We start from the raw sequence: 22,654 nt of genomic DNA, 5'->3' as shown, positions 1-22,654 counted from the left end.
CCACAGGCAGACTCAACATAGTTCTATTATACCTTGAGTGACGCGGAAAAAAATGTGCATCATGGTTTTATTTTAAAATGAAAATGATTATCATTCGCAAATAAATCCGATGCTTATTGTTCATGTTTAAAGCAATAGTCCGCTATTTCCTTATTGTATTCATGGTGACCGCTCATTTTAACCTAGCTGCGAGCATACCCCATTTCCAGCCAGGCCCCTTAAGTTTCACCTACGATGGCCATTTGTTTTTTAATGCCACGAATTCAGCCGTGCAAGGAGAAAAATATTTGCTTAACCAACAATTATCAAACATCAAATTAAATTCAGAATTACAAATGACTGCGGAACACAAACTCAAAGGATTATTTATTTACAATACAGAGCCCACTCCAATCGCTCCAAAATACTATTTTGATCAACTCTATGAGGAATTTAATCCTGAATTGTCCAATTGGACCGTACAAGCAGGAAAAAACTGGCTGGCTTTTGGCCGTTACAAAAATGATTTGATATACAAACCATTGACCAAAGCATTAGGTCAAACCAACGAATCCGTAGTTTTTCTCGGTTATGATGCCACTTATTATGTAAATCTTTCTTTTTTCCATCCCTACTCACGCATTCGATCATCACCACTCCCTCTGTATTACAATTTAGACTTAGGCATACACCACACTTATTTTGATGTAGGAGCAAGCTACTTATATTCCATCGCCGATAGCCAAATCTTTCAATACAACAAGGGATTTGGTGGGTTTTCAGCTCGACCCATTCATAGTCATATTCCCGGGGCGGCTGCCTATATCAATATGAAATACCAAAAATTCAGTGCTTATCTGACGTACGTTACAGCCATTAATTCCTTTGCAGTAAATGAGCTCAGTTACAACAAAAAAGGTGCGTCACCTGGTGCCTTCAGCCTACAAGGTGTCTACACCATTCACATTAAAAACATCCCTTTAAAACTCATAGGATTCTATGATCATTCTTATCAAGCATTGCCTTTGAAATTACCCTCCCGAAGAATAGGCATAGGTCTCTCTAGTGATATTAATCGATATTGCACGGTTCAATTCCAATATGCCAAAGATTATGGCTATGCAAACACCATGTCATCTTCGGGGTTAAATCACCCAGTGGTTGGGAACTCATCCAAAGCAATGGTGTTTGCTTTGCAAGTTATAGTCCATTTTTAATGATGCTGTGCATTTTCTACCAGGGCAACCGCATCTTGTGACCAAAAACAATCCTGAATGTCGTCTTTGCAAGCCTTTATATGGGATTTATAAAACGTACCGCACTAACTTTTTGAAGTTAGTTAGGAGCAAAGACAAGTTTTTTAACAAATACATGTTCAAAACTTAGATGCGTTTGCTCTGATTTTCTACAGCCAAAATTGACTCAATTGCATAATTAATATCCTCAAATTATTGCAAATGATAATCATTATCATTTATAGTAGGTTTTTTGTTACGCAATGAAGGAGCCATTATGGCCTTAGCCTACGGGAATTTTCATTACTTGAGTCAACAATTACGTTTTTTATTATTTGAAATTGGGATTGGAATGACCGAATCCGCTATGAATCATTTCATTACCCTGGCGCATCGCCAATGTTTGCAACGATTACAGCATGCAGCCATCATGGAAGGACTCATAGATAGAGAAATAACCAGTCATCATGTTCATGACTTTCTTGATTTGCTTAAGATTGACTTAAAAAAATCAAATCCTGCCAGTGCATTCAATCGCTGGCAAGATTTACGCAATGAGTTAGATGAAACCATTGTCAACCAGGCATTAGCGTTGGCTTATCGCCAACATTGGCAACAGACTTTAAGGTTGCACGCCAAAAAATACCCTAGCTTATGGTCTTGGTTGTGTGCACAACATGATCCTTCGGATATTACTCAGTTTTTAGAGCAATGGGGTTGCATTGGCCACCCTTATCATCCAAATTTTCGTGCCAAAATAGGATTTAATCGCTGCGAAGTCATGCAATATTCTCCCGAATTTAATGCCCTGGTTCGCATCCATTGGGCGGCCATCCATCGCACCATCACTCACACCTCTGTAAACAAAGAAAATTACCGCCAATTATTGAGCTACCATTTCCCCGATGAATACCAACGCTGGGCTCAGGCACTGCATTTTAAACGCTTAAATCCGGACAACTATTACCCATTACTCCTGCATCCCTGGCAATGGCGTAATAAACAACACACGTTAGGCGCCAGTCTGCAAGACGATAAACAATTGATTCTTGTCCCTCATCACCAAAACACCATGCCAACGATGTCATTGCGTACTATGATGTCTTTATCTAATCGCGGACCTCATATCAAACTGGCAGTCGATGTTCATACGACGTCTTCTTTTCGAACCGTTTCACCAGCCTCCATCGATAATGGTCCAACCGTTTCGTCCTGGGTCAATCACATACTTGCCCAACATCAATACTATGAAGAACGCTTGTTTTTAGCGCACGATTTAGCTGGGATTAACATCACTCATCCAGCAATCCCTCTCCATGAAAAAAGGCAACTCGCCATGCTGATTCGGGAAAATCCCTTAAATGCTCTTAAAGACTCCCAGCAACTGGTCCCGCTTGCAGCCCTGTTTGCACCATCCCCTGTCAGCCAAACTCCATTATTGCTAGAAATCATAGAAACCAGTCAAATAAATCCAGAAGAATGTTTCGCAGCTTATTGTGCAATTGTCCTTAAGGGTCAATTGCACTTGCTGGTCCACTATGGGATAGCCTTGGAAGCCCATCAGCAAAATACCTTGGTCATTTTTGAAAATAACCAACCGAAAGGATTGGTCATTCGTGATCTGGGCGGCATTAAAATTTGCACGCATCCTCTTTATAGTAAAGTGATTAAACCAGAGCTGCATCCTGACTCAACCATCACTTGTACTCGTCTAGATGAACTGAGCAATAAATTTATTCATGGCAACCTGCAAAGCAACCTAGGCTACTGGATAAAGTGCTTGCACGCTCATTATGGCTTATCGAGTCACTCACTTTGGCACCAAGTTTATCAAACATTGCAACAACAATTTGACGTATTAAAAACGAAAACCGATCAACACCTTCATCAATGGCATCAGCACCAATTATTGTCTATGCCTTGGCAACAAAAAAGTTTGCTCACCATGCGGCTTAATCGTGAGCAAACCATCGATGTGTATACTGCCATTGCCAATCCATTGAGTGCCTGTTCATGACCAAGCGATTGCAGCGAACCATTCTTTTGAGTCAATTTCTTATGTTGCTTGCATTGGAAATGACAAATCCTTTTTTACCGTTGCTGATAACAGCCATTCATCATTCCACGCAAGCGGTGGTGTTTTATAATACTTTGGCATTATTCCTGCCTATGGTCGCCAATTTATTAATGGCTCCTCTATGGGGGTTGGCTGCGGATCGCTATGGCTATAAACCCATGCTCATGCGGTCTGCCTGGGCGCTGGTTTTAACTCAGGCCAGCATGATATTTGCTCCCTCTATCGAATGGATTCTTTTAATTCGCACTGCTCAAGGAGCCTTTGCCGGATTTATTGCAGCCATGCAAGCTTACGCATTAAGTGCTCATGAATGGGACAAGAAAAACAGACAACTTTCGCGCTTACAAGCAGCCAAAGGGATGGCAACCTTGTTAGCAGGATTAGCAGGAGGATTAGTGTTAGCTTGCACAAGCTATCATGGACTGTACGCTACAGCCACCATCATTTGTCTGTTAACGACGGTTCTAATGCATCAGCAATTGCCAGCGACGCCACAAAAAGCCATGATTGTTCATACTAAAAATGAAAACCATGCCAAACCCCCATTAAAAGGGATGCTTTTCTTTCTGTGTCTACTAATTACGTTGACTCAAATTGCGAGATTTTTGCCAGACCCTGTTTTTTCTCTGTTCTTACATGAGCAATATCCAAACAATGCATTGCTCATTGGCTTTCTCTATTCATTACCGGCAGCCGGTCTCTTAGGTAGCGCCGAATGGTGTGGACGGCAATTTGATCGCTGTCGGAAAAACCATGCGCGAATCAATCAATATCTGCTAGGCTACAGCTTTTTAGGTGCGCTTGTGATGATAGCTCATGCTTTTGCTGGAAACATCTATCTTTTTGCAGGGGCACGTATCATCTGGGGCATTGTCTTAGCGGCGTTGTTACCTGCCTTATTTTCCTTATTAACTGATCGTATTCGAGCAACAGGCTATGCGCTGGGAATCGCCAATTCCCTTGCCAAACTAGGTAATCTCTCCGGCATAGCATGCGGTGGTGTCATCGCAACCTGGCTATCATTTCGCACTTTTTTCCTGATCGTTGCAGCCATATATGGGTTCGTTGCTATGCTGATATTTGCCTACCATCTATTAACGTCAAGGTACACGATAATTTTTTTCAATAATTATTCCAAGATAAAATGATGACTAGAACTGCTTTATTTATGGTGTTATTAACCTGGTTTTTAGGTAACATGGACGTCCATTTTCTTGCTCCAGCATTGCCGGCACTGACTGATTTATTTTCCATTCCCGCGGGAACAGCGCAGCTGACCATTAGTGTTTTTCTATTGGGTAAAGCCATCAGCATGCTGCTATGGGGCATTCTTTCTGAACGTTATGGCCGCAAACCTGTCTTTATCTTCGGTTTAGTGCTCTACACAAGCAGTAATTTTCTGGCAGCTTTTAGCCCTTCCATCCACATTTTTCTGATGCTGCGTTTTATCCAAGGCGTTGCAGTTGGTGCAACACTTTTGATGGGACGAGCAATGATTAATGATACATACAATGCACAACGTGCCACAGGCTGTTTTGCCTGGTTGTTTACCCTAGCTGGAATATTTATATGCTTTTTGCCGTTTGCAGGTGGTCTTATTAATGATTATTGGAATTGGCAGATAGCGTCCATGCTGATGGCTGCTTATGGGTTGATGTTGCTTTTATACCATCAAGCTATACAAGAAACGCACACCTCTCATGCCGCTACAAGCCACTTATTTAAAGAAAGTAAGGTTATATTTCACCATCCGGTTTTTATCGGTTATCTGCTAATATCAGCCTTAATGATGGCAGGTGAATCAGCCTTTAACACCAGTGCTTCATTTATTCTCATGAAAGGCGCTCATTTCAGCAGCACGCAATATGGCATGGTCAAAACCTCTATGGCCATCATGCATCTATTGGGAACGGCTTGCTGCGCTTTGTTGGTTCGTTATTATCAAAGCACGCAATTGACTGGCATTGGTGTGCGTTTATTTGCATTGTCTGCGGCCTTGATGTGGTTATTGACCAGTATGCAAAATCATATTTTATGGATTTTTATTATCCCGATGATGCTTTATTATTTCGGCACGGGTTTTATTGTGGCTTCGGCCACTGCTGCAGTTGTACGTCCCTTTCCCCGGCAAATGGCCATTGCTTTAGCCTTGACGCTTTTTTGCCAATTCAGTTGTTCTGCATTCTTCAGTTTTATTACCAGCCTGTTAAGTATTGAAACAACAACCTCCTATATGCGCCTTTTAATCGTAGTAAGTTTTTTAAGTTTATTAACCTGGCATAAACTCCGTCATCATGAACATGCATTACTTCCTATTCCTGGAGCAGAAGCTCGATGAACGGCTGAAAAAATAACAAATTCATGTTATATCTTATGTGGCACTTAAAACAGCAGGACACTATGACCGCTCACAATAACCAATGGCTAAAATGGATTTCAGAAATCCAAGCAATATCACAGACTGGTCTGGCATACACAGAAAATGATTTTGATAAACAGCGCTATGTAAGACTTGGGGAAATTATAACGGAATTGGCTGCCCATTGTGCTGACAAACCCCTGGAAGATATTAAACATATATTTTCCTTACAAAAAGGTTACGCCACCCCTAAAATAGATGTGCGTGCTTTTATTCTCCAACATAATAAATTACTGCTGGTCAGGGAAAAAGCCGATGGACTATGGGCATTGCCTGGTGGATGGGCAGACGTCAATGAATCACCCTCTGAAGTCGCTGTCAGGGAAACCAGGGAAGAAACGGGGTTTGAAGTATCTGCAAAACGTTTGCTTGCTTTATGGGATAAGTTAAAACACGATCATCCCCCGCAATGGCCTCATACTTATAAGTGCTTTTTTTATTGTGAAATCCTTTCTGGGGAAGCAAAAGAGAATCTGGAAATTTCGGAAATAGATTTTTTTGATATAAACCGTCTTCCGAGTTTATCAACAGAACGCGTCACGGCAAATCAACTGGCTCGTTTATATGATCTCGCCTGTCATGCGCAATTAACCGCCTTTGACTGAGATTTCCATTCCTCATCTGTTACTTAATCTGGTATTTAGGACGTTAAAACCGATGCACTGTTTCTGGCCTTATCATCCAGGGAAATAGAATCGTCCTGCGCGGCGGGACTGCCAAAGGTCGTTAATGATAAATAAGGCTTTATGGCCAATTTTGACCAGCGAGCGATCATTGTTTGTGCGATTTGAGACGCTGCTGTTTGCTCGTTCACCGGCATTAGCGCTAACGTAGGGAGGATTGGAGCAATATCCGCTACAATTCCCAGCCTAATATAATCGAGGGCATGCCTTAGATGACTATCATTTTCACTGCCTGGATGATAAACCATGATTTGCACCCCTTTTTCTGCCAGATAACTACTTTCTGTTACCATCGACGTTGACTCGGAGGGAACATACCAGATGCCTTGCCTACTGTTGACAACCAGGTGCATCATGGGTTTATAGGCGCTTGGCCCCTCTTTTAAAGCGTCAAACTGAAAATCATAAAAATGGATTTTGACCCCTGGCAATTGTGCACTTAACTCAGCAAGAAATGCCGCCGAACTTGCATCCAGAGCATGCGTACGATGAGGATCAGGTACAAGCAGCTCGCCCGTTACAGGATTATGCTTACCCGTTCTTGGTCCATTCGTCACCATGACCGCTGTATGCTCATGCCATAATCCATTGGATTTTATATGAGAGACGATTCGTTTGGCTTGTTCTCTCGCATCTTCCGGAGTAAAACAGCGCATTTTACCCGCAGCAGTTGGGGCATCCCCAGCAAGAACAATACCAATACAGGTGGTGTAATCTCTTGGCAACTCTCCTTTAAATTGGGAAAAATCAGCCGCGACAGTTTCGTCGTTGACGCAATGCGCAACTCCTTGAGTCAATTCCAGATGAGTATGCATTCGAATGTATGCGGCTTGTTCGACAGTGACCGCCGTTTTAGGCAAAGCCACTACATCAGGCCACACCGCCATATGATTTAATATTTCAAAAAATTGATGACCTGACCAAACCACACGCACGTCTGGAAATCGCTCCTTAATACGGATAGTCTGCTCTAAACCATGATCACCTGCGGCTAATACGATAGCATCCGGGGTTAGTGTATCGATACTTAATTCCGTTTCTTCAATCGCTGAATGCTCCATTTCAATCTTCCGTGCCAGAAGAGCCAACAAGATGCCTTGTGATTGATTGTTATCACCCGTAAATTCTTTATTGGTTAATTTAATGATTTTCATGATTACAAGTAATTTTATGCAAATTGCACAATTTTATCGCAAAAACATCAACAAAGGAAGAATAATCACATTTGCATTACCGGAGTTTTTAACTAAATTGGAAGTATTCAAGAATAAAAAATTCCTGTTTAACGACAAATAAAAAAGACGAGAAATTTAGGGAGAGCATCATGGGCTTGCTGCTTAAAGGGAAATGGGTTGATGAGTGGTATGATACAAAATCTCATAAAGGTGAATTCAAACGAGAAAAAGCAAAAATTCACCACCAAATTACAGAAGATGGTAGCCCAGGCCCTGACGGGAAAGGCTTTAAAGCAGAAAGTGGCCGTTATCATTTATATGTTTCATTGGCATGCCCCTGGGCTCACCGAACGCTGATTTTCCGGACCTTAAAAGCGCTTGAAGATCATATATCGGTATCCGTCGTGAGCCCTGACATGCTGGAACATGGATGGACATTTCAAATCCATGAAGGCAGTACGGGAGATGCAATTAATCATTACGATTATTTGCACGAACTATATACCGCTCATGATCCCGAATACACTGGCCGTGTCACCGTTCCCGTGCTCTGGGATAAAAAGACCAAACAAATTGTTAATAATGAATCTGCAGATATTATTCGTATATTGAATCAAGCTTTTAATTCCATCACCGGCAACCAAGATGATTATTATCCGCATGAATTAAAAGACTCCATCGACAAAATTAATGATTTTGTCTATGAACATATTAATAATGGTGTTTATCGCTGCGGATTTGCTACCACACAAATCGCCTATGAAAAAGCATATCAAACGTTATTCGATGCCCTTGAATTTATTGAAACCATCCTGGCCCACCACCGCTATCTGGTTGGCGAAAGAATCACCGAAGCCGATTGGCGATTGTTCACCACGCTGATTCGTTTTGATGCAGTTTATCATGGTCATTTCAAATGCAATAAGCAACGTCTTGAAGATTATCCCAATATTTCTCATTATGTTCGCGAGCTCTACCAATGGCCGGGTGTGGCAAAAACGGTCAATTTTAGTCACATCAAACGACATTATTATTATAGCCATACCATGATTAATCCCAACCAAATCATACCCGTGGGCCCAGACATTAATTATTTCAGCCCTCATAACCGCAAGCGCCTATGAGCCAGAAAGTACTTTTAGAATTGTACACTTAGGATGAATTGGTTAGGATTATCTTAAAATCAAAAAACTTTTGCCATGGATAAGAACATAAAAAGACTCCTAACCGCCATTTTGCTGATGTTATTCACCCAAGTAAATGTGGCAGGACCTTTGGAATTTTATCATCAACGATATTTAGAAAAACAAAAATCCTATCTTCTACCTACATCAATAAAAACTGCTCATTTTGAGCAATGGATTGATCACGAACATCCCGCAGTCGGTACTTTTGTACAACGCTATTATCTTGATGAAACTTATGGACCATCCAAGGATTCCCCGGTCTTTTTTTATATTTGCGGAGAAGCCGCCTGTTCTCCCAAAGCATTAAGCGGTGCCATCAGAGATTATGCGCAAACATTTCATGCCAAATTGGTTGCTTTGGAACATCGCTTTTATGGTAAAAGCCAACCTTATGCCACTTTGACTACCGACCATTTGCTGAGTTTAACAACGACTGCAGCCTTACAAGATTTGGCGAACTTTCAACGAACCATAAGCGCACGCAATCACTGGACAGGAAAATGGATTGCCTTTGGCGGTTCTTATCCAGGCTCACTGTCCGCTTATTACCGCATGCGTTATCCTGAGCTGATCGTAGGAGCTCTGGCCTCATCAGCACCTGTGATGGCAAAAGAAGATTTTTACGAATACGATGCTCATGTCGCTTCGGTGGCTGGACCAGACTGTGCGGCCAAGATTCGCCTGGCTGTCAGTGACATTGAAGAAGCATTGGCCAATGCAGATAAAAACCGGATTGCTGCCATCAAGACCCTATTTAACGCGGAAGAGGTGCATGATGACATTGATTTTCTTTATCTTGTCGCCGATACGGCAGCTGCCGCGGTACAATATGGTATGCATGATGAATTTTGCTCTTCTTTAGCAAACAACAATACTGCCCTCGAAGGTTATGCTCATTTTGCCAGAACGCTTTTTGCAAGATGGGACATCACCGCGCTGGAATTAACCGCCGAAGGGGCCATGAGCGAAAACCCGGAGGATTACAGTAAAGGACTTGGACTTCGCCAATGGTTTTATCAATCCTGCAAAGAATATGGTTATTGGCAAAATGCCAATCCTGATCGCATGCACTCCTCACGTTCCGCTTTAATTAACAATGACTATCACCGAAATATCTGCTTGCGACTCTTTGGCATCGATACACCAGTGAATACAGACTACACGAATGAACTTTTTTATTTGCCTTTAATGAAGCTCTCAACATCAAACATTTACTTTACCAACGGCTCCAATGATCCCTGGTCAACATTGTCAATGACTGAGAAAAATGGCAATAATACCAATCCAAATTTAACATATACCATCATTGAAAATGCAGCGCATTGTGATGATCTGCATTCTCCCAGTCATCCGATTCGATCTCACTCCAATCAGCACGACAAGCGTTTGAATATCTCTTAAATCAATGGTTAAATTAACATGAGTAAGAAGCTTGTATAGTGACCCCTTTAGCAAAAGAGGCTTAATATGCCCCTATCACCTATTATGGGTAGCTGGCCTTTCCAAATTGATTAGAAAAACCAGCTTATAAGAAAAATTGGAAAATTAGTGCGTCTTATACTTACCAATCATAATCCCCAATTGCAATATCGGCAGGCGATGATTGACATCACCACCTCAACCTGCACGCTTGATGAAAAGCTTGAAATCAAGTTAGAGCAATTATTTCATTTATCAGAATTTAGCCATCCATTGTTTAGCGCTGTACCTATCCCAAGACAGGATGATTTCTTTCATTATGAATACGATGATATAGAAGGTTTATTGCAAGCAGGGATAAGAGTATATGCGACACTTATTCACGCAGATAATCCTCTGACCGCCCAATTTAAAATCAATCCATCGCCCCACTTTCATTATGCACAAAACACTAGAGCGATGTATTTTTCAATTCATTCCCATCGACCTGCAGAAGAATTAGTAACGATTAAGCAATTTGAAGGATTGATTAGCCATTTGCATCATTATCCATTTAAATTTATAGAAGAGGTTGTTATAAACGACCAATTTACCATTCATGACCTTCCCGCGCAGGTTAATGGCGATGCCCTGTTTTATCAACAGCCCCAAGCTCTTGAATTATTAAAAACACCCGTTGATTTGCGACGACTTGAATTACGCTATATAAGTCCAATGATTGGTTTTGGTGTATTCAGTAGAACGGTCATTAAAAAAAATGAACACTTATTTATCTATTGTGGCATCAAAAAAATGATTAACCGTGGCAACATGGCTTATGTTTTTGAACATGAAAAAGACTGCCTCAACATGGATATTGATGCACGCCAATATGGAAATATAACTCGATTTATTAATCATGCTGCAGCTACGCATCCTGCTGCCAACCCAGAAGCGTTAGCCGCTAACATAACCTCAATGCCTTATTATCTTAATGGCATAGAACTCGTTGTTTATTCAACAAACCGAGACATCGCCTGTGGTGAACAGTTACTTGTAGACTATGGACAACCATTTTTTCAGAAAACTCTTCCTTATCAGTTTAATCAGCAAGGAAAGATCATCAATAACGATAGCAAGATGCTATTTAGCCACTTCTATCATAAATCAAGGGAGTTAAGAATCATGGCCGCTCACGACATTAAAAAAGCGCAACGTTATTTGTATGTAAGAATTTTTATTGTTCTGGTGTTATTCTTCGTTTTGCTTGAAAGTCTTAATTTTCTATAAATATTATCATAACTTAAAATGACGTTCTTCTTCATCATTTAACGAAGAAGCAGGAGAGCGATTACTTAAAGATTCGCTAGAAGAATAATCAACCGCTGTTAAAAGAGGCTGCTTTAAGCGTTTAGGAGCATCACTACCATATTCTGAAACCTCCCCACGAGGGCGTTCACCAACAGGTAGGCTGGATTGATATCTAGCAGTAGTCATTGTCTCATCATAATCACCTTTTCTTAATCCAGCTAACAATTTTGCTTGCTTTTGCTCAGCTTCGGTTTCTAGTGAAGACATCAAACAATCACCGCCAACCATGCCTCGTGTTTCACCATCATTGGTACCGGCAGTCCCTGTGGCCATTTCAACCTGATCATGTTTGGTTTTTGTTCGGCCATAAGTGGACAGAAATGCTCTTTTTTCTTCTTGGCTATCATTGTAACTGACAATTTTGCCTTCTGCAGCGAATTGCTTTCTCATCGCAACCCGCTGTTCTGCCATTTCCAAAGCCCTGTCGGCAGAACTCATACAACCACCCTGCAACTGCCCCAAATTTTCAGCCAGTATTCCTTCGTAGGCCGCCTTATAAACCGACTTCCTTTCGCCACGGTGTTTCAACATTTGAGGGAGGCTAAAAATACCTGTAACCAGTTTAAGTCCTAATCCTACCAATGTCATTGCTCCTCGAACTACCCAATCCGCTAAATGCCCTATCACCGGTACTTTGCGAAAATAATCACGGGTAAAATTGTCAACATTCCGCCTGAATGACCCTGCCCAGGTTTCATGAACAGTACATTTTAATTCAACCGCCGCCTGCATGCTCAGAGCCAGACTTTCTCTAGTTTCTTTTGGCAAATGACGAAACGCTCCATCTTCTTTTCTTAATTCTGCAGTTAAGCGAACCATCGCCTCTTTAACCGCTGGACCTCGAAATTTATACGGAGTTATGAAAGAATGATCAGATGAGTTTAAAAAGCGAACAATCGTGTTAAGATCCTGATTCGGTGGCTGCGGTTGTGCTCTGGTTAATACTTCTGCGGCAGTACCAATTAATTGCCGAGCATGATTAACGTCATGATTTCGTACGCGGGTTCTTGCACTCCACATATTAATGCCGTTATTGGTTTCCAGCAGATCGACTTTAACTTCTTGCCATCCATCGGGCACAGGACGTGATTCTGATTTAGGATAAATTTCAATCCGCCCATCCGCTTTATTTCTAATAATCTGATGCGCTGCTAACCAGGTACGCATCGCTGCATTGGCTGTTTCTTTAGAATCAATCACACTGCCATGAAGTTTGGACGCTTTTGATTTTTGCTGATCCGGTGAAAATGTCACTTCATCGCCAATTAATGTTTGATGAAGAACGGTAAAAGGAATGACACCCTCTTGATAAAGCGCTCCCCATTTTTCCATAAACGCATTTACACCTGCCTCTAGCCGCTCTTTTGCCAGCAATTGCCGGTGATTCCAGATGGTAATTGGTAAACGGCTTTTGGTTGAACCAACCGCTAAAGGTTCAGCAATTGCCGTTCTTACATGATGACTCATCTGCGCTACTTCATCAGCACTCACCATAAAATCAGTGCAGTCAAATGCATTGGCAGGATTAGGCGTAAAACGTGACATGGAAGTGGGAGACAATCGTTGCAAATCAGCAAGATGTGCTTTAAAAAACGGCTCTAACCAACCGGCACCAACAGAGCTTGCCAGTTTTCTTTTCCAGGGTTGCTCACCGTCCCATAATTGCGAATCCCCTCCATGAAACGTCATAGGTTCAGCATAACGCAGCATGTTGCCATCAAGCACACAACTGGCCGTGCACAAATCCCTTTTCCATAAAAAATCGCGGACAAAACCAATGGCATTATTGGCCTGCTCACGTTGTTCTACAATACCATGCCTGACTAACAAATCCGATAATGCCCCATTAAACCGTTGTAACTCCTCTTTGGCATTTTTTAATCCTGCATCACCCTTTGATTCATGATGTGCCATATTTCTCTGAAATCGCTCAATTAATTCTACAAGCACTCGTTTAGCTGGATGCTCTATTCCCAAATCGCCCATACGGCTTATAGAAATACCTGCTGGTACTAATCGCAAAATTTCGGTTACTGCTCGTGCTGAATCAATACCACGAGCATAGATATCATTGACATCACTATTGATATTTTGACCTGGTGTATCCGGGAAAACTCTGACTGGTTTACCATCAAAATCCACAATCATAGATTTGCGGTCAAGACTAGCTTTACGGATATCGAGCAATCTTTGTTGCAAACCATCAAAGTTAGCTACCGCTCCCAAAGGGGCATCAATCTGCCACCGGCGTCTCCCAACTTCTACTACGTTGTGTATCTCCATGCCACGAATAAGGCCATAAAGACGCTTTGCTTGTGTTTGTCTCAACGGCATTGTTTTTTATCCTCTATATCTATATACAGATTTTGCTTATACTTTTCAAATTATAGACAAATCATTTATTTTATTTGCAAAACCAGACTAAGTATAAATACATTCGGACAAAAGTAATATTTCTTTTTTCATAAGATTGAAATGAGCGGGTTTTCCTTGTTTTTTATTCTTTTGATTTATTAACAGTTGCTGCATCATTACAACCCAGCTAGAATAATAGTTTTACATGGAGTCTATAGCATGCCCGGTTTTTTCCCTACAGAAACAGCAAATGCTTTAACGGCACGTTTTCATCATCTTGTGGACTGGTCTCGTGTGGGTGAACTTCTTGCCTCCGGCCGTCATCGTTATACCACCCGTCAGCTCATTGAGCGAGGGGTCATTATTGCCGCCACGGGTGCAGGCGCCTATATGGGGTATAACTTGGCTGACAGTGGTTTTGGTTTAGGATCTGCCTTATACAGCATGGCAGGAAGTTTTGTTGGATTTGTGCTGTCGCATACGGTTGTCATTATTCCACTTATCTATAAACGATATCAGATGAGTCAGGCATGCAGTGCTGCGCAAGAAAACATTCTAGCCTTACTGCAAGACATCAATCACCTTGAGGGTGATCGGGAAAAAGTAAGTGCATTAATCCGTACTGTCAGCCGTGTGGTTGAAGAAACCATGACTCTTAATCTCTCCGATGAACAACATGCCAGGGCTTCGCAAACATGGGGAACAAGACGAGCCCTAATGGAAAAAATCAGCGACAAGCTCTCAGCCGATTTTGGCCGCCTTCACAATGCAGAAGATCAGGATGCTGTGCTAGATGAATTAAATCGTTTCTGGTCGCAAGAACAATCAGCCCTGCATACTGCACTTCGAGCATTTAAGACACCAGAAATATCATCAGAACTTCAGGAAGCAACTCCTGCATCGATGCATTTTAAAAGCGCTTAATACATTGGAACATCCTATATGGGTAATCGCCTTCATTCTATCTATGTGATTACCCATAGAATCAGAAATGATAGGGCATTTTATACCCTGCTATTATGTTATAAGGCATACCATTGCTTCCTTTAATGACATCTTTTACCCCATCCGCTGCCTTGTAAACAAGGCAAAATCTCCATAACGCTTGCGATCCAGGCATCATTCTCTTTTTTTCTTAATAAATGAGTGCGGCCATAAAGGCGACTACCAAGTTTACAATGAAGCCATTTCATAAGGTATTCATCACAACGAATGGTAAAATATTGTCGGTCGCTATCATAAACCGGAATGTTATTTTTTAGTAAGAGTGTGCCAAAAGGCACGTTACTTGTGAGAATGGCTGCAATAATTTTTTCGGATAATTCATTGAAATTGATGGTAATCAATGCAAGCTCAACAGTCATTGCTTCTTTACGTCGTTCTGCTATCGTTGCATTATTTCGTTGTTTGTCGCTGTCCATTACCATCGTAATGACACGCGAATAGGTGTTATTTTCCCTGTCACGAACAACCTTTATTATCTTAATTTTTCCCGTGCGCTGATAATAATGCTCCAACCCAGGTGTCATGAGTGGCTGCGTGAGTAAGAAATCATACGGTTTGGGTAATTGTTCTTGGCTAATGTTAACCGCGTGCAACCTTGTCAATCGTTGCAGTGGAGAAAAAGAACTGGACAACATGGATTCATCATTTGCCTGAGCTGAGAGAATTTCTTGTGCCAAAACACTTAAAATACCGAAAAGCAAAACGCTTATTCTTTTGAAATACATGAGGTTTCCTATGCTCAATAATGAGCTTCTAGCAAAGCGACTGATTTATAACAAATTTTTTCCTGTCTTAAAGGTCTCAAACCGTAGCATGGTTAGTTCATTAGGGACCTTTTCCGATAGGGCTTAATTGTAGTTTATTAATAGCCGGTCGATAATAAAAGTAATGGTTATATCATTAACTGCCTGCGGACATTATGATGAAATGGATGGTTGCTGTTTTATTATTCCTCATGCAAATAAGCGCCACATGTGCGCTAAAAATAGGTAATATTTTCTTTAATCCCCCATTCATTATGTCACAAGAAACTGGTTTTGATGTTGATTTAATGCATGCCATTTGCGCAATGGATGGCTGAAAAATGCGAATTTCATCCAATGACGTATGCAACCTTGTTCGAGGCATTACAACGGGGAGAAATAGATCTTGCTATCGGCGGCATTACTATTTCACCAGAACGAGAATCACAATTTATTTTTAGCCTATATAGGAAATTACACAGAAAGCATCTCTTATCCTGGAGCCAAGCCTTCTCTCTTCATTTCTGGCGAACAATGGGACGATCAGGAGTGGTTATCTCGACTGATTAAGATATCTTCAGCCGAGCTGCCACCGCCAAAAACGAAAAGCCACAAAAAAGCAAGCGTATTTAAAACTTCTTCGCAGATAACTTTGAATTAGCTATAAAAATAGCTGCAAGCCATCCTGCAGCTATTTCTTGTGTCACTATCTCCTAATTTAGTTAGGAGATTAAATTAAATCCCAGTCGCTCCTCTTCACCATCTGATTCCTTATCAAGGATAGCTAAAGGCTTTGCCGGTTTTGCTGTAAAAATACTCATGGGCCAAGCAACCGAAGAACTGTAGGGGATTGCTCTTGGTAAAGGCATCATGGACTCTTGGTTTTCAAGTTGAGTTAAACTTAATGCCACAGGTAAATACAAGCTAGCTCCTGGCAGTCTAACTGGACCCGTTAATAATTTTGCCAGAAGCCCTTCTCGTTCTCGAGAATCCAAAGGAATCAATTCATGTTGCGAAGTATGCTCATGAGCATCTTGAGCTAAATTATGCAAAAAAACGTGTTGTAAATAACTGCTATGACAATCTGCGTAGGAAGGGGCAACAAATTCAACCGTTCCTACAGGACTAGTATCCGTTTTTCGAAATGAGATGGAGGTAATTTGTGGCGTGGAGTATTGAAAACGCAAGTCTTTTGTATCCTTAATACCAGCAATTTCCTCGCTTATTTCAATCATTGCTGTTTCAGAAACCAAATTTCGACCATCATCAAAGTTGAGTCTTTTTTCATCGCCGTGAGATTCAAGGAAACCACCGGGAACAGAATACAATCCAAGTGCAGCCCTTTGTAATAAGATAGACATACCATTACGCGTTATGAGTGGCGCAAGCACTCCCGTTTTAAAAAAGTTGAGTTCATATAAAGCACTGCCTTCAGGAAATTTTTTATTACTAAGAGTGACAATAAATGAATATGGAACTTTTTTAGCTTCCATGTATAGGGTATTGGAACTCTCGTCATAAACCACTCCCGTGATAATCATTTGTTTCCCATCATAAAAACGTGGATTTCGCGCTTGTTGCTCCTCAACCACTTTCAAACGAGCTTCTTCCTCTTCTCTGGTCAAGGGTATCTCTGGCAAATTCTCATAAAAATCAGCGGACTCTAATGTTTTAATATTTTTTACAAAAATAACGTGAGGAGGTATTTTAAATTCAAAACTTGACTGCGTGGTATGTGCATCAAAATTGATTGCTGCAGGCTTGATATCTGGCGCATAAGAGGCAGGGGAAGGCTCTGCGCTGACGGTTTGCAAGGTTGTATTTTTCCATAATTGAATAAGATCAAACATTTAAAATCCTCTAGCCATTTTTCAAAAAAACTTACGCATTGTACCATAATGGTAAAAATAATTACATATTAAATATTATTTAACCTTTTCGACAGTGTAAAATCTTATCTTCCAATCTATTTAATTGATTCAAACCACCCCTCATGTTTAAATAGCAGTGAATTTGAGTATTATTTGGATTGTTTTATGGAAAAAAATGGCCTGCCTTGCTTTTAGCCGTGATGCCTTTATACGCATATGCAAAAAATTCAATCGAATTACCTTTAGCCATCACTTCAGAATCTCAAAAAATAGCCTACAATGTTTCTTTAGATACGTTGCAAATCAACGTTCTTTATAAAATAACTTGCCGTATCAATAATTTTGAACATGTTAATGTTAAATTATTATTCGAGCCACGCCTGCTTGCCTCGAGCTCTTATGGAAACGTTGAATTAAACGGCCATCCCCTTCCTGGTAATACAAGCTATTTACAAACAGGCCAAAATCAACTGACTTTTCGTGTCTTGATCGAAAAAGAAGATACAGAAAAATACAATCGCTTTGTATTAAGCAATGCCTTGGAAACTCCTTATGAAGTGGAGCAATGCCTTGCTTATCAACAATCGCCAACGTCAGACGCTTTAAAAACCAACATGGCTGCAAATTCAGACGGGGGTTATTTTTTCGCTTACAATGATACAGACCGTTTGGTGACTATTGCCGTAGGAAACTTTTGGCCAACGGCCTATGAAATCAAACCACACGATTGGAAAATCGTGTTTGTTTCCACCGATAATCAAAATATTCATATTAAACAAATAAAATGATTCAATCCTTTTTTAAACAAGGGAAACGCACTACTGTGCTTTCCCTCTCATATCAATATTCCATACATCAATAACAACGTCCTGTTTTGTAATGTAAAATTTATCGAATAAATTAATGGTTGGATCACAGTGGGGAACAATCAATTCCAAAACCTCACCTTGTCTGGGCAAATTGGCATGATCAATCGCCGTGACTTTGCCATGCTCATCGCCAAAGCCACCCCAATCGTATTGAAGATTTTTAAAGTTTATGATTTGTGGTTTATGAGATGAATCAACGTACACACTTTTTGTTCCGGCATCAACCGTAACATGCTCTTGCCGATTACTGCTAATGACTGAGGTAAGAAGCGTCATCGCATGCTTAAAAACAGGAAAAGCAGTGGCATTATGTTTTGAGCCAATCGCATAATACTCAACATCCATCACAGCATAGGAACCCGGTTGAATTTCAGTGACTTCAGGCACTGCAACGTCGATGTCATACGTTCCCGTTCCTGATCCTGTCAGAATAGAGCATTGCAAATGATGCTCCCGGAATAGATTGAGTACCTGCGCAGCCATACGCATCACTGCTATTGATTTTTTCCTGCGCTCCTCATAAGACAAGATGTGTTGCAAATTGCCAGCATAACATTGAATGCCTTGTAAAGTTAACCATGGACATTGGTCAATGGCCATGGCCAATTCCAACGCTTGTGCGGGATTAATCCCTGTCCGCCCAATGCCAGGGTCAATATCCACTAAAACACGAACCGATTGCCTGATTGATTCACCAATCTGATTTAAATCAAAAACATTGTTTATGTTATCAGTAACAACAAGTAATTGCGGAGCCGCAAGCAGTAAATGAGCAAGTTTTTTAAGCTTTTGTTTGGTTATAATGGGCGAAGTAATAAGCACATCCATGACTCCATGACTCACCAAAACTTCCGCTTCAGAGATCTTGGTGGCACAAATTCCTATGGCACCAAATTGCATCTGTAACTTCGCCAATTGCGAACATTTATGGGTTTTTGCATGTGGTCTAATATTCACATGATGATGCAAACCATGCTGTTGCATGACGTTTAAATTATCTTGCAAAGCATCTACATCGATAACGAGGCACGGCGTATCCAGATCGTACTTATGCAATCCTATTTCAGGTTTTTGATTCATGTTTGCTCAATGAAGACAAATTGGCGGCAGCAGATATCATTATATCATTACTGCCTTAATGTCTTAACGCAATGTTTTCATCGCATTCCCCCAAGCAATCACTTGGTCAAATAAAGACTTTAATGAATTTAGATGATGCTCGGCTGGTTTAAAGACGCTAAAATTTTCAAAGTCAGTATATAAAGATAGTGCAACTTGCGCACATACATCTGCGATTTGCAGCTCAGCCATTACCAGACGTAAGTGCTCCACCGCACGCACACCACCGGCGCTGCCATAACCAACAAAACCGGCCACCTTGTTATTCCATTCCTTATAAAGAAAATCGATGGCATTCTTTAAAGCACCTGATGTGCCATGATTATATTCAGGTGTTACAAAAACATACGCATCCAATCCTGCGATTTTCTTAGCCCATGTTTTTGTATGCTCTTTACTGTATTTTCCTAACGAAGGAGGTATTCCTTCATCCAGCAAAGGCAAGTCATAGTCGCGCAAATCAATTAATTCAAAATGTGCGTCTTGCCGCTTTTGTGCCTGTTCATACACCCATTTTGCAACGGCCTCTCCAACCCGGTTTGGCCGAGTACTGCCAATGATAATGCCTATTTTAATCATGGTTCATTCCTTTAACTTTCAAATTTAATGATACGTTTATAGACAAAACATCATCATGAACTAAAAATTATAGTCAGTCTTAAACATTTTATTAGCATGATACATTACAACAAAGGTCAACCTCCTTTGGTGCTGGCAATCAAATCCATCGGAATCTTGCACTTCCGATAATAAATAAATTAGATGATTTATCTCAATGGACTATGTCCCGGCCGGAGAACTGCGCATACTCTTCGCTTGCAAGATTTCGTCCTGAATTACTGTGATTTTCTCCAAATACAATTGATCTTCCATCCTTTTGTCTGTTACACACAATGCTTTTTCTTCAGGCGTGATTCTAAGCATCAATTGAATATAATCATCAGAAGCCGCCTTGGTTTCCGTTGAAAAGGTCGTGGATAAAGTACCATGCATGACCAGATCAATCATTTTTAAATTAATGCCCCGTGACCCGAGTAACGAATGTCTTGTTACTGCCGAATGATTTTCACGTTCAGCCTGACGCTTAAAATTGTTTAAAATATTCTGCATCATGTTAAGAAAGGCGCTCAATCCTTCTATTGGATTTATTATTCCTACGGATACATCATCCAAGATTTTTAAACAACTTTCCCGGCAAGCACTTTCCAACAGATCATCAAAATCATTTACAAAGGAAGGCAGCTCAACCGTTGAATTTAAACTATCCATAAAATGAGTGTTGCAAATCAAGCTCTTTCGTCTTTTTCCACCCCTCTCATAAATGGTCTTATCCAGCAAGGAAGGGATAAGGCTGCTATGGCAAGCTTCGGTTATCGTTCTCTGGGTGCTGGCATGGCGTCCCTTACCATGCTGAAGGTTTGTGTGGCCACTCGTTGGCACAATGCCAGTCTTATAGTAGGCAATTAGCGTATAAAAAATAAATCAACTCGACGATTAGCATGTTCAATCACATTTTTTTTAGACATGGCAAGAAGCGCCTGTTGATCATCTTGCTTTCGTTCCAATTCTTGCTGAGAATAAGGCAGTGCAAGGGCTGCACTGTGATTGTCGCTGTAATCAAACCGCGCACGTTTTTTTCGGGTGAATTGTCGGTGTTCCTCAGCTTTTAATTTTTCAAAAAATTGCGGACTTGGTACTTGAGTAATGCTTGTGGTGAATGCCCTATGTTCAAAAACGCCCGTGGGGGTTTTTGCTTCAACCACTACGGGCATCTTGGAAAGACGCGACAAAGAAGTTAAAGAAACGTTCGTACGTAATAAAATTGCTGTGGGGTTTCTACCAATCCCAAACATTCGCATCATGGTTTTCTCCTAGAATTGCCAGTATGTGGCAGTGCCCATCAAACGCATCCAGAGTTTTCTTCCATAAAGCCTAAAAATTTACCGTAAGAATTGGTGATCCAATGGATATCTTGAGACCTCCTTGCCTTAATTGATAAAAATATTGTCTATCACAGTAGCACAAATTTTACCAAAAATTCAAATTGATTTATCAAACGATGTGATTAAAGGGTGACAATACTCATGAGTTTGCTGCGTTTATTTCTGATAATTCCTGCAAACCTTGTCTAAGACACTCTGAAGAATGGGGGCTACGTTACCGCTGGAATATTTTTGCACCCGTTGAAATGCCTTATACCCCAGTTCTTTGGCGAGTTTTTTGTCCTTTATGATGCGCTCTAATCCATCCGCCATGCGCACAGGATCTCCTGAGGGAACGAATAGTGCGCTGTCTGAATTGCCTATAATTTCCATGGGGCCAGATAATTGAGAAAGAACCATGGGCAATGAATGGAGCATGCTCTCTAAAATGACTAAACCAAACGCTTCCTCGCGCGAAGGTAAACAAAATAAGTCAATATCTTGATAAAATGCATTTCTGTTTTCAATCCACCCTAATAAAATCACCTCATTTTCCAAACCATGGCTATGAATTAATTTCATATAGTTGTCTTTTTCTGGTCCATCTCCAGCGATTTTTGCTTTAAAGGCTATGTTTCTTTTTTTCAGCTCAGCCAGTGCCTCAATAAATACATCAACTCCTTTAATCGCTGTAAATCGTGCACATACGCCAATAACAGGAATCTCTGTTTCTTTAGGTTCCCTATAAACTGAATGCTCGGGAATGTGAACCATATTAGGTACCGTAAATACAGTATGTTCCGGTATTCCAGAATTAATAATGTCCTCACGCATTTGCTCTGTAATGGCAATAATGGCATCCGATCCAAAATCATAATGGCCTTTAACATGGCATACTGCAATTTTAGGAACGCTAGTCCTGGTTTTTTTGAATAAATAAGCGGCTCGATAACTGTGTGTAATAATACAATTTGGTTTATACGCTTTAATCAGCTTTCGCAATTTGAAAATAGCAATAAGATCATGCTGGTTATAATTGTGAATGGTGATGAGATTTTCTTTGGGACAAGCATCTTTTATTTGAGCTTTAGGATGAATAATTGGGATGACCTGATTTCCTTGTGAACATAAAGCGGGAATATAATTCAAAAACACTTGCTCTAACCCACCATTAACTTTGGAAAACATTGCATTAAATATCTTCATCTTAAGCCTTAAATCTTTAGCTAACGAAACAAATCGATGA

Annotated in this window: 21 protein-coding genes; 12 read left to right on the top strand and 9 right to left on the bottom strand. The window is 40.7% G+C overall.

Going from position 1 to position 22,654, the window contains the following annotated elements; all coding sequences use genetic code 11:
• Positions 1-122: 122 nt before the first annotated feature.
• The 5 genes from LOA_RS01460 (at position 123) to LOA_RS01440 (ending at position 6,315) form a co-directional block, all read left to right on the top strand.
• Complete coding sequence (locus LOA_RS01460) at positions 123-1,196, top strand: LbtU family siderophore porin (protein WP_025384835.1); 1,074 nt, start codon at positions 123-125, stop codon at positions 1,194-1,196.
• Between the two features lie 295 nt (positions 1,197-1,491).
• Positions 1,492-3,231: an IucA/IucC family protein gene (locus LOA_RS01455; RefSeq protein WP_025384834.1), complete on the top strand. Its 1,740-nt coding sequence runs from the start codon at positions 1,492-1,494 to the stop codon at positions 3,229-3,231.
• The gene (locus tag LOA_RS01450) at positions 3,228-4,439 is read left to right on the top strand and encodes an MFS transporter (protein WP_025384833.1); all 1,212 of its coding nucleotides are present in this window, start codon (positions 3,228-3,230) and stop codon (positions 4,437-4,439) included. The genes LOA_RS01455 and LOA_RS01450 overlap by 4 nt, the downstream gene beginning before the upstream one ends.
• Complete coding sequence (locus LOA_RS01445; RefSeq protein WP_272946917.1) at positions 4,436-5,629, top strand: MFS transporter; 1,194 nt, start codon at positions 4,436-4,438, stop codon at positions 5,627-5,629. Before LOA_RS01450 ends, LOA_RS01445 begins: the two co-directional genes overlap by 4 nt.
• Positions 5,630-5,691: 62 nt before the next feature.
• Positions 5,692-6,315, top strand: a complete 624-nt coding sequence (locus LOA_RS01440; protein ID WP_025384831.1) for an NUDIX hydrolase — start codon at positions 5,692-5,694, stop codon at positions 6,313-6,315.
• A gap of 35 nt (positions 6,316-6,350) precedes the next feature.
• Here the strand turns inward: LOA_RS01440 and LOA_RS01435 are convergent, their stop codons facing one another.
• The gene (locus tag LOA_RS01435; RefSeq protein WP_025384830.1) at positions 6,351-7,547 is read right to left on the bottom strand and encodes a hypothetical protein; all 1,197 of its coding nucleotides are present in this window, start codon (positions 7,545-7,547) and stop codon (positions 6,351-6,353) included.
• A 170-nt stretch (positions 7,548-7,717) separates the two neighbouring features.
• On the opposite strand from LOA_RS01435, the gene LOA_RS01430 reads away from it, so the two are divergent.
• The 3 genes from LOA_RS01430 (at position 7,718) to LOA_RS01420 (ending at position 11,443) form a co-directional block, all read left to right on the top strand.
• On the top strand, positions 7,718-8,692 hold the full coding sequence (locus LOA_RS01430) for a glutathione S-transferase family protein (RefSeq protein WP_025384829.1): 975 nt from the start codon (positions 7,718-7,720) through the stop codon (positions 8,690-8,692).
• 75 nt (positions 8,693-8,767) lie between these two features.
• Positions 8,768-10,156 carry a S28 family serine protease gene (locus tag LOA_RS01425; RefSeq protein WP_052335866.1) on the top strand — a complete coding sequence of 463 codons (1,389 nt, stop codon included), beginning with the start codon at positions 8,768-8,770 and terminating at the stop codon, positions 10,154-10,156.
• A 147-nt stretch (positions 10,157-10,303) separates the two neighbouring features.
• The gene (locus LOA_RS01420; protein ID WP_025384828.1) at positions 10,304-11,443 is read left to right on the top strand and encodes an SET domain-containing protein-lysine N-methyltransferase; all 1,140 of its coding nucleotides are present in this window, start codon (positions 10,304-10,306) and stop codon (positions 11,441-11,443) included.
• Between the two features lie 6 nt (positions 11,444-11,449).
• Here LOA_RS01420 and LOA_RS01415 read toward each other — a convergent pair whose 3' ends face one another.
• The gene (locus tag LOA_RS01415) at positions 11,450-13,858 is read right to left on the bottom strand and encodes a hypothetical protein (protein WP_025384827.1); all 2,409 of its coding nucleotides are present in this window, start codon (positions 13,856-13,858) and stop codon (positions 11,450-11,452) included.
• Between the two features lie 240 nt (positions 13,859-14,098).
• Here LOA_RS01415 and LOA_RS01410 point away from each other — a divergent pair, with 240 nt between their 5' ends.
• Positions 14,099-14,803 carry a hypothetical protein gene (locus LOA_RS01410; protein ID WP_025384826.1) on the top strand — a complete coding sequence of 235 codons (705 nt, stop codon included), beginning with the start codon at positions 14,099-14,101 and terminating at the stop codon, positions 14,801-14,803.
• A 122-nt stretch (positions 14,804-14,925) separates the two neighbouring features.
• Here LOA_RS01410 and LOA_RS01405 read toward each other — a convergent pair whose 3' ends face one another.
• Positions 14,926-15,609, bottom strand: a complete 684-nt coding sequence (locus tag LOA_RS01405) for a hypothetical protein (protein ID WP_025384825.1) — start codon at positions 15,607-15,609, stop codon at positions 14,926-14,928.
• Between the two features lie 194 nt (positions 15,610-15,803).
• Here LOA_RS01405 and LOA_RS14775 point away from each other — a divergent pair, with 194 nt between their 5' ends.
• On the top strand, positions 15,804-15,965 hold the full coding sequence (locus LOA_RS14775) for a hypothetical protein (protein ID WP_162471550.1): 162 nt from the start codon (positions 15,804-15,806) through the stop codon (positions 15,963-15,965).
• Positions 15,940-16,197: a transporter substrate-binding domain-containing protein gene (locus LOA_RS16125; protein WP_081724918.1), complete on the top strand. Its 258-nt coding sequence runs from the start codon at positions 15,940-15,942 to the stop codon at positions 16,195-16,197. Before LOA_RS14775 ends, LOA_RS16125 begins: the two co-directional genes overlap by 26 nt.
• Before the next feature lie 152 nt (positions 16,198-16,349).
• On the opposite strand, the gene LOA_RS01400 is transcribed toward LOA_RS16125, so the two are convergent.
• Positions 16,350-17,477 (bottom strand): hypothetical protein, encoded by a 1,128-nt coding sequence (locus tag LOA_RS01400; protein ID WP_025384824.1) that lies wholly within the window; start codon positions 17,475-17,477, stop codon positions 16,350-16,352.
• Between the two features lie 179 nt (positions 17,478-17,656).
• Here LOA_RS01400 and LOA_RS01395 point away from each other — a divergent pair, with 179 nt between their 5' ends.
• The gene (locus tag LOA_RS01395) at positions 17,657-18,286 is read left to right on the top strand and encodes a hypothetical protein (protein WP_025384823.1); all 630 of its coding nucleotides are present in this window, start codon (positions 17,657-17,659) and stop codon (positions 18,284-18,286) included.
• Between the two features lie 30 nt (positions 18,287-18,316).
• Here LOA_RS01395 and LOA_RS01390 read toward each other — a convergent pair whose 3' ends face one another.
• The 5 genes from LOA_RS01390 to LOA_RS01375 all read right to left on the bottom strand — a co-directional run bounded on the left by LOA_RS01390 (position 18,317) and on the right by LOA_RS01375 (position 22,614).
• Positions 18,317-19,447: a DSD1 family PLP-dependent enzyme gene (locus LOA_RS01390; protein ID WP_025384822.1), complete on the bottom strand. Its 1,131-nt coding sequence runs from the start codon at positions 19,445-19,447 to the stop codon at positions 18,317-18,319.
• A gap of 63 nt (positions 19,448-19,510) precedes the next feature.
• Positions 19,511-20,065, bottom strand: a complete 555-nt coding sequence (locus LOA_RS01385) for an NADPH-dependent FMN reductase (protein WP_025384821.1) — start codon at positions 20,063-20,065, stop codon at positions 19,511-19,513.
• Between the two features lie 201 nt (positions 20,066-20,266).
• Positions 20,267-20,926, bottom strand: a complete 660-nt coding sequence (locus LOA_RS15050; RefSeq protein ID WP_238551289.1) for a hypothetical protein — start codon at positions 20,924-20,926, stop codon at positions 20,267-20,269.
• 23 nt (positions 20,927-20,949) lie between these two features.
• Positions 20,950-21,348, bottom strand: coding sequence for a hypothetical protein (locus LOA_RS15045; protein ID WP_238551288.1), 399 nt, complete (start codon positions 21,346-21,348; stop codon positions 20,950-20,952).
• A 237-nt stretch (positions 21,349-21,585) separates the two neighbouring features.
• Positions 21,586-22,614 (bottom strand): glycosyltransferase family 4 protein, encoded by a 1,029-nt coding sequence (locus tag LOA_RS01375; RefSeq protein WP_025384820.1) that lies wholly within the window; start codon positions 22,612-22,614, stop codon positions 21,586-21,588.
• Positions 22,615-22,654: the final 40 nt, after the last annotated feature.

It is taken from the genome of Legionella oakridgensis ATCC 33761 = DSM 21215, assembly GCF_000512355.1.
GTDB lineage: Bacteria > Pseudomonadota > Gammaproteobacteria > Legionellales > Legionellaceae > Legionella_A > Legionella_A oakridgensis.
Note: the sequence above shows the minus strand (reverse complement) of the source record. Positions and strands in the feature narration are given on the sequence as shown.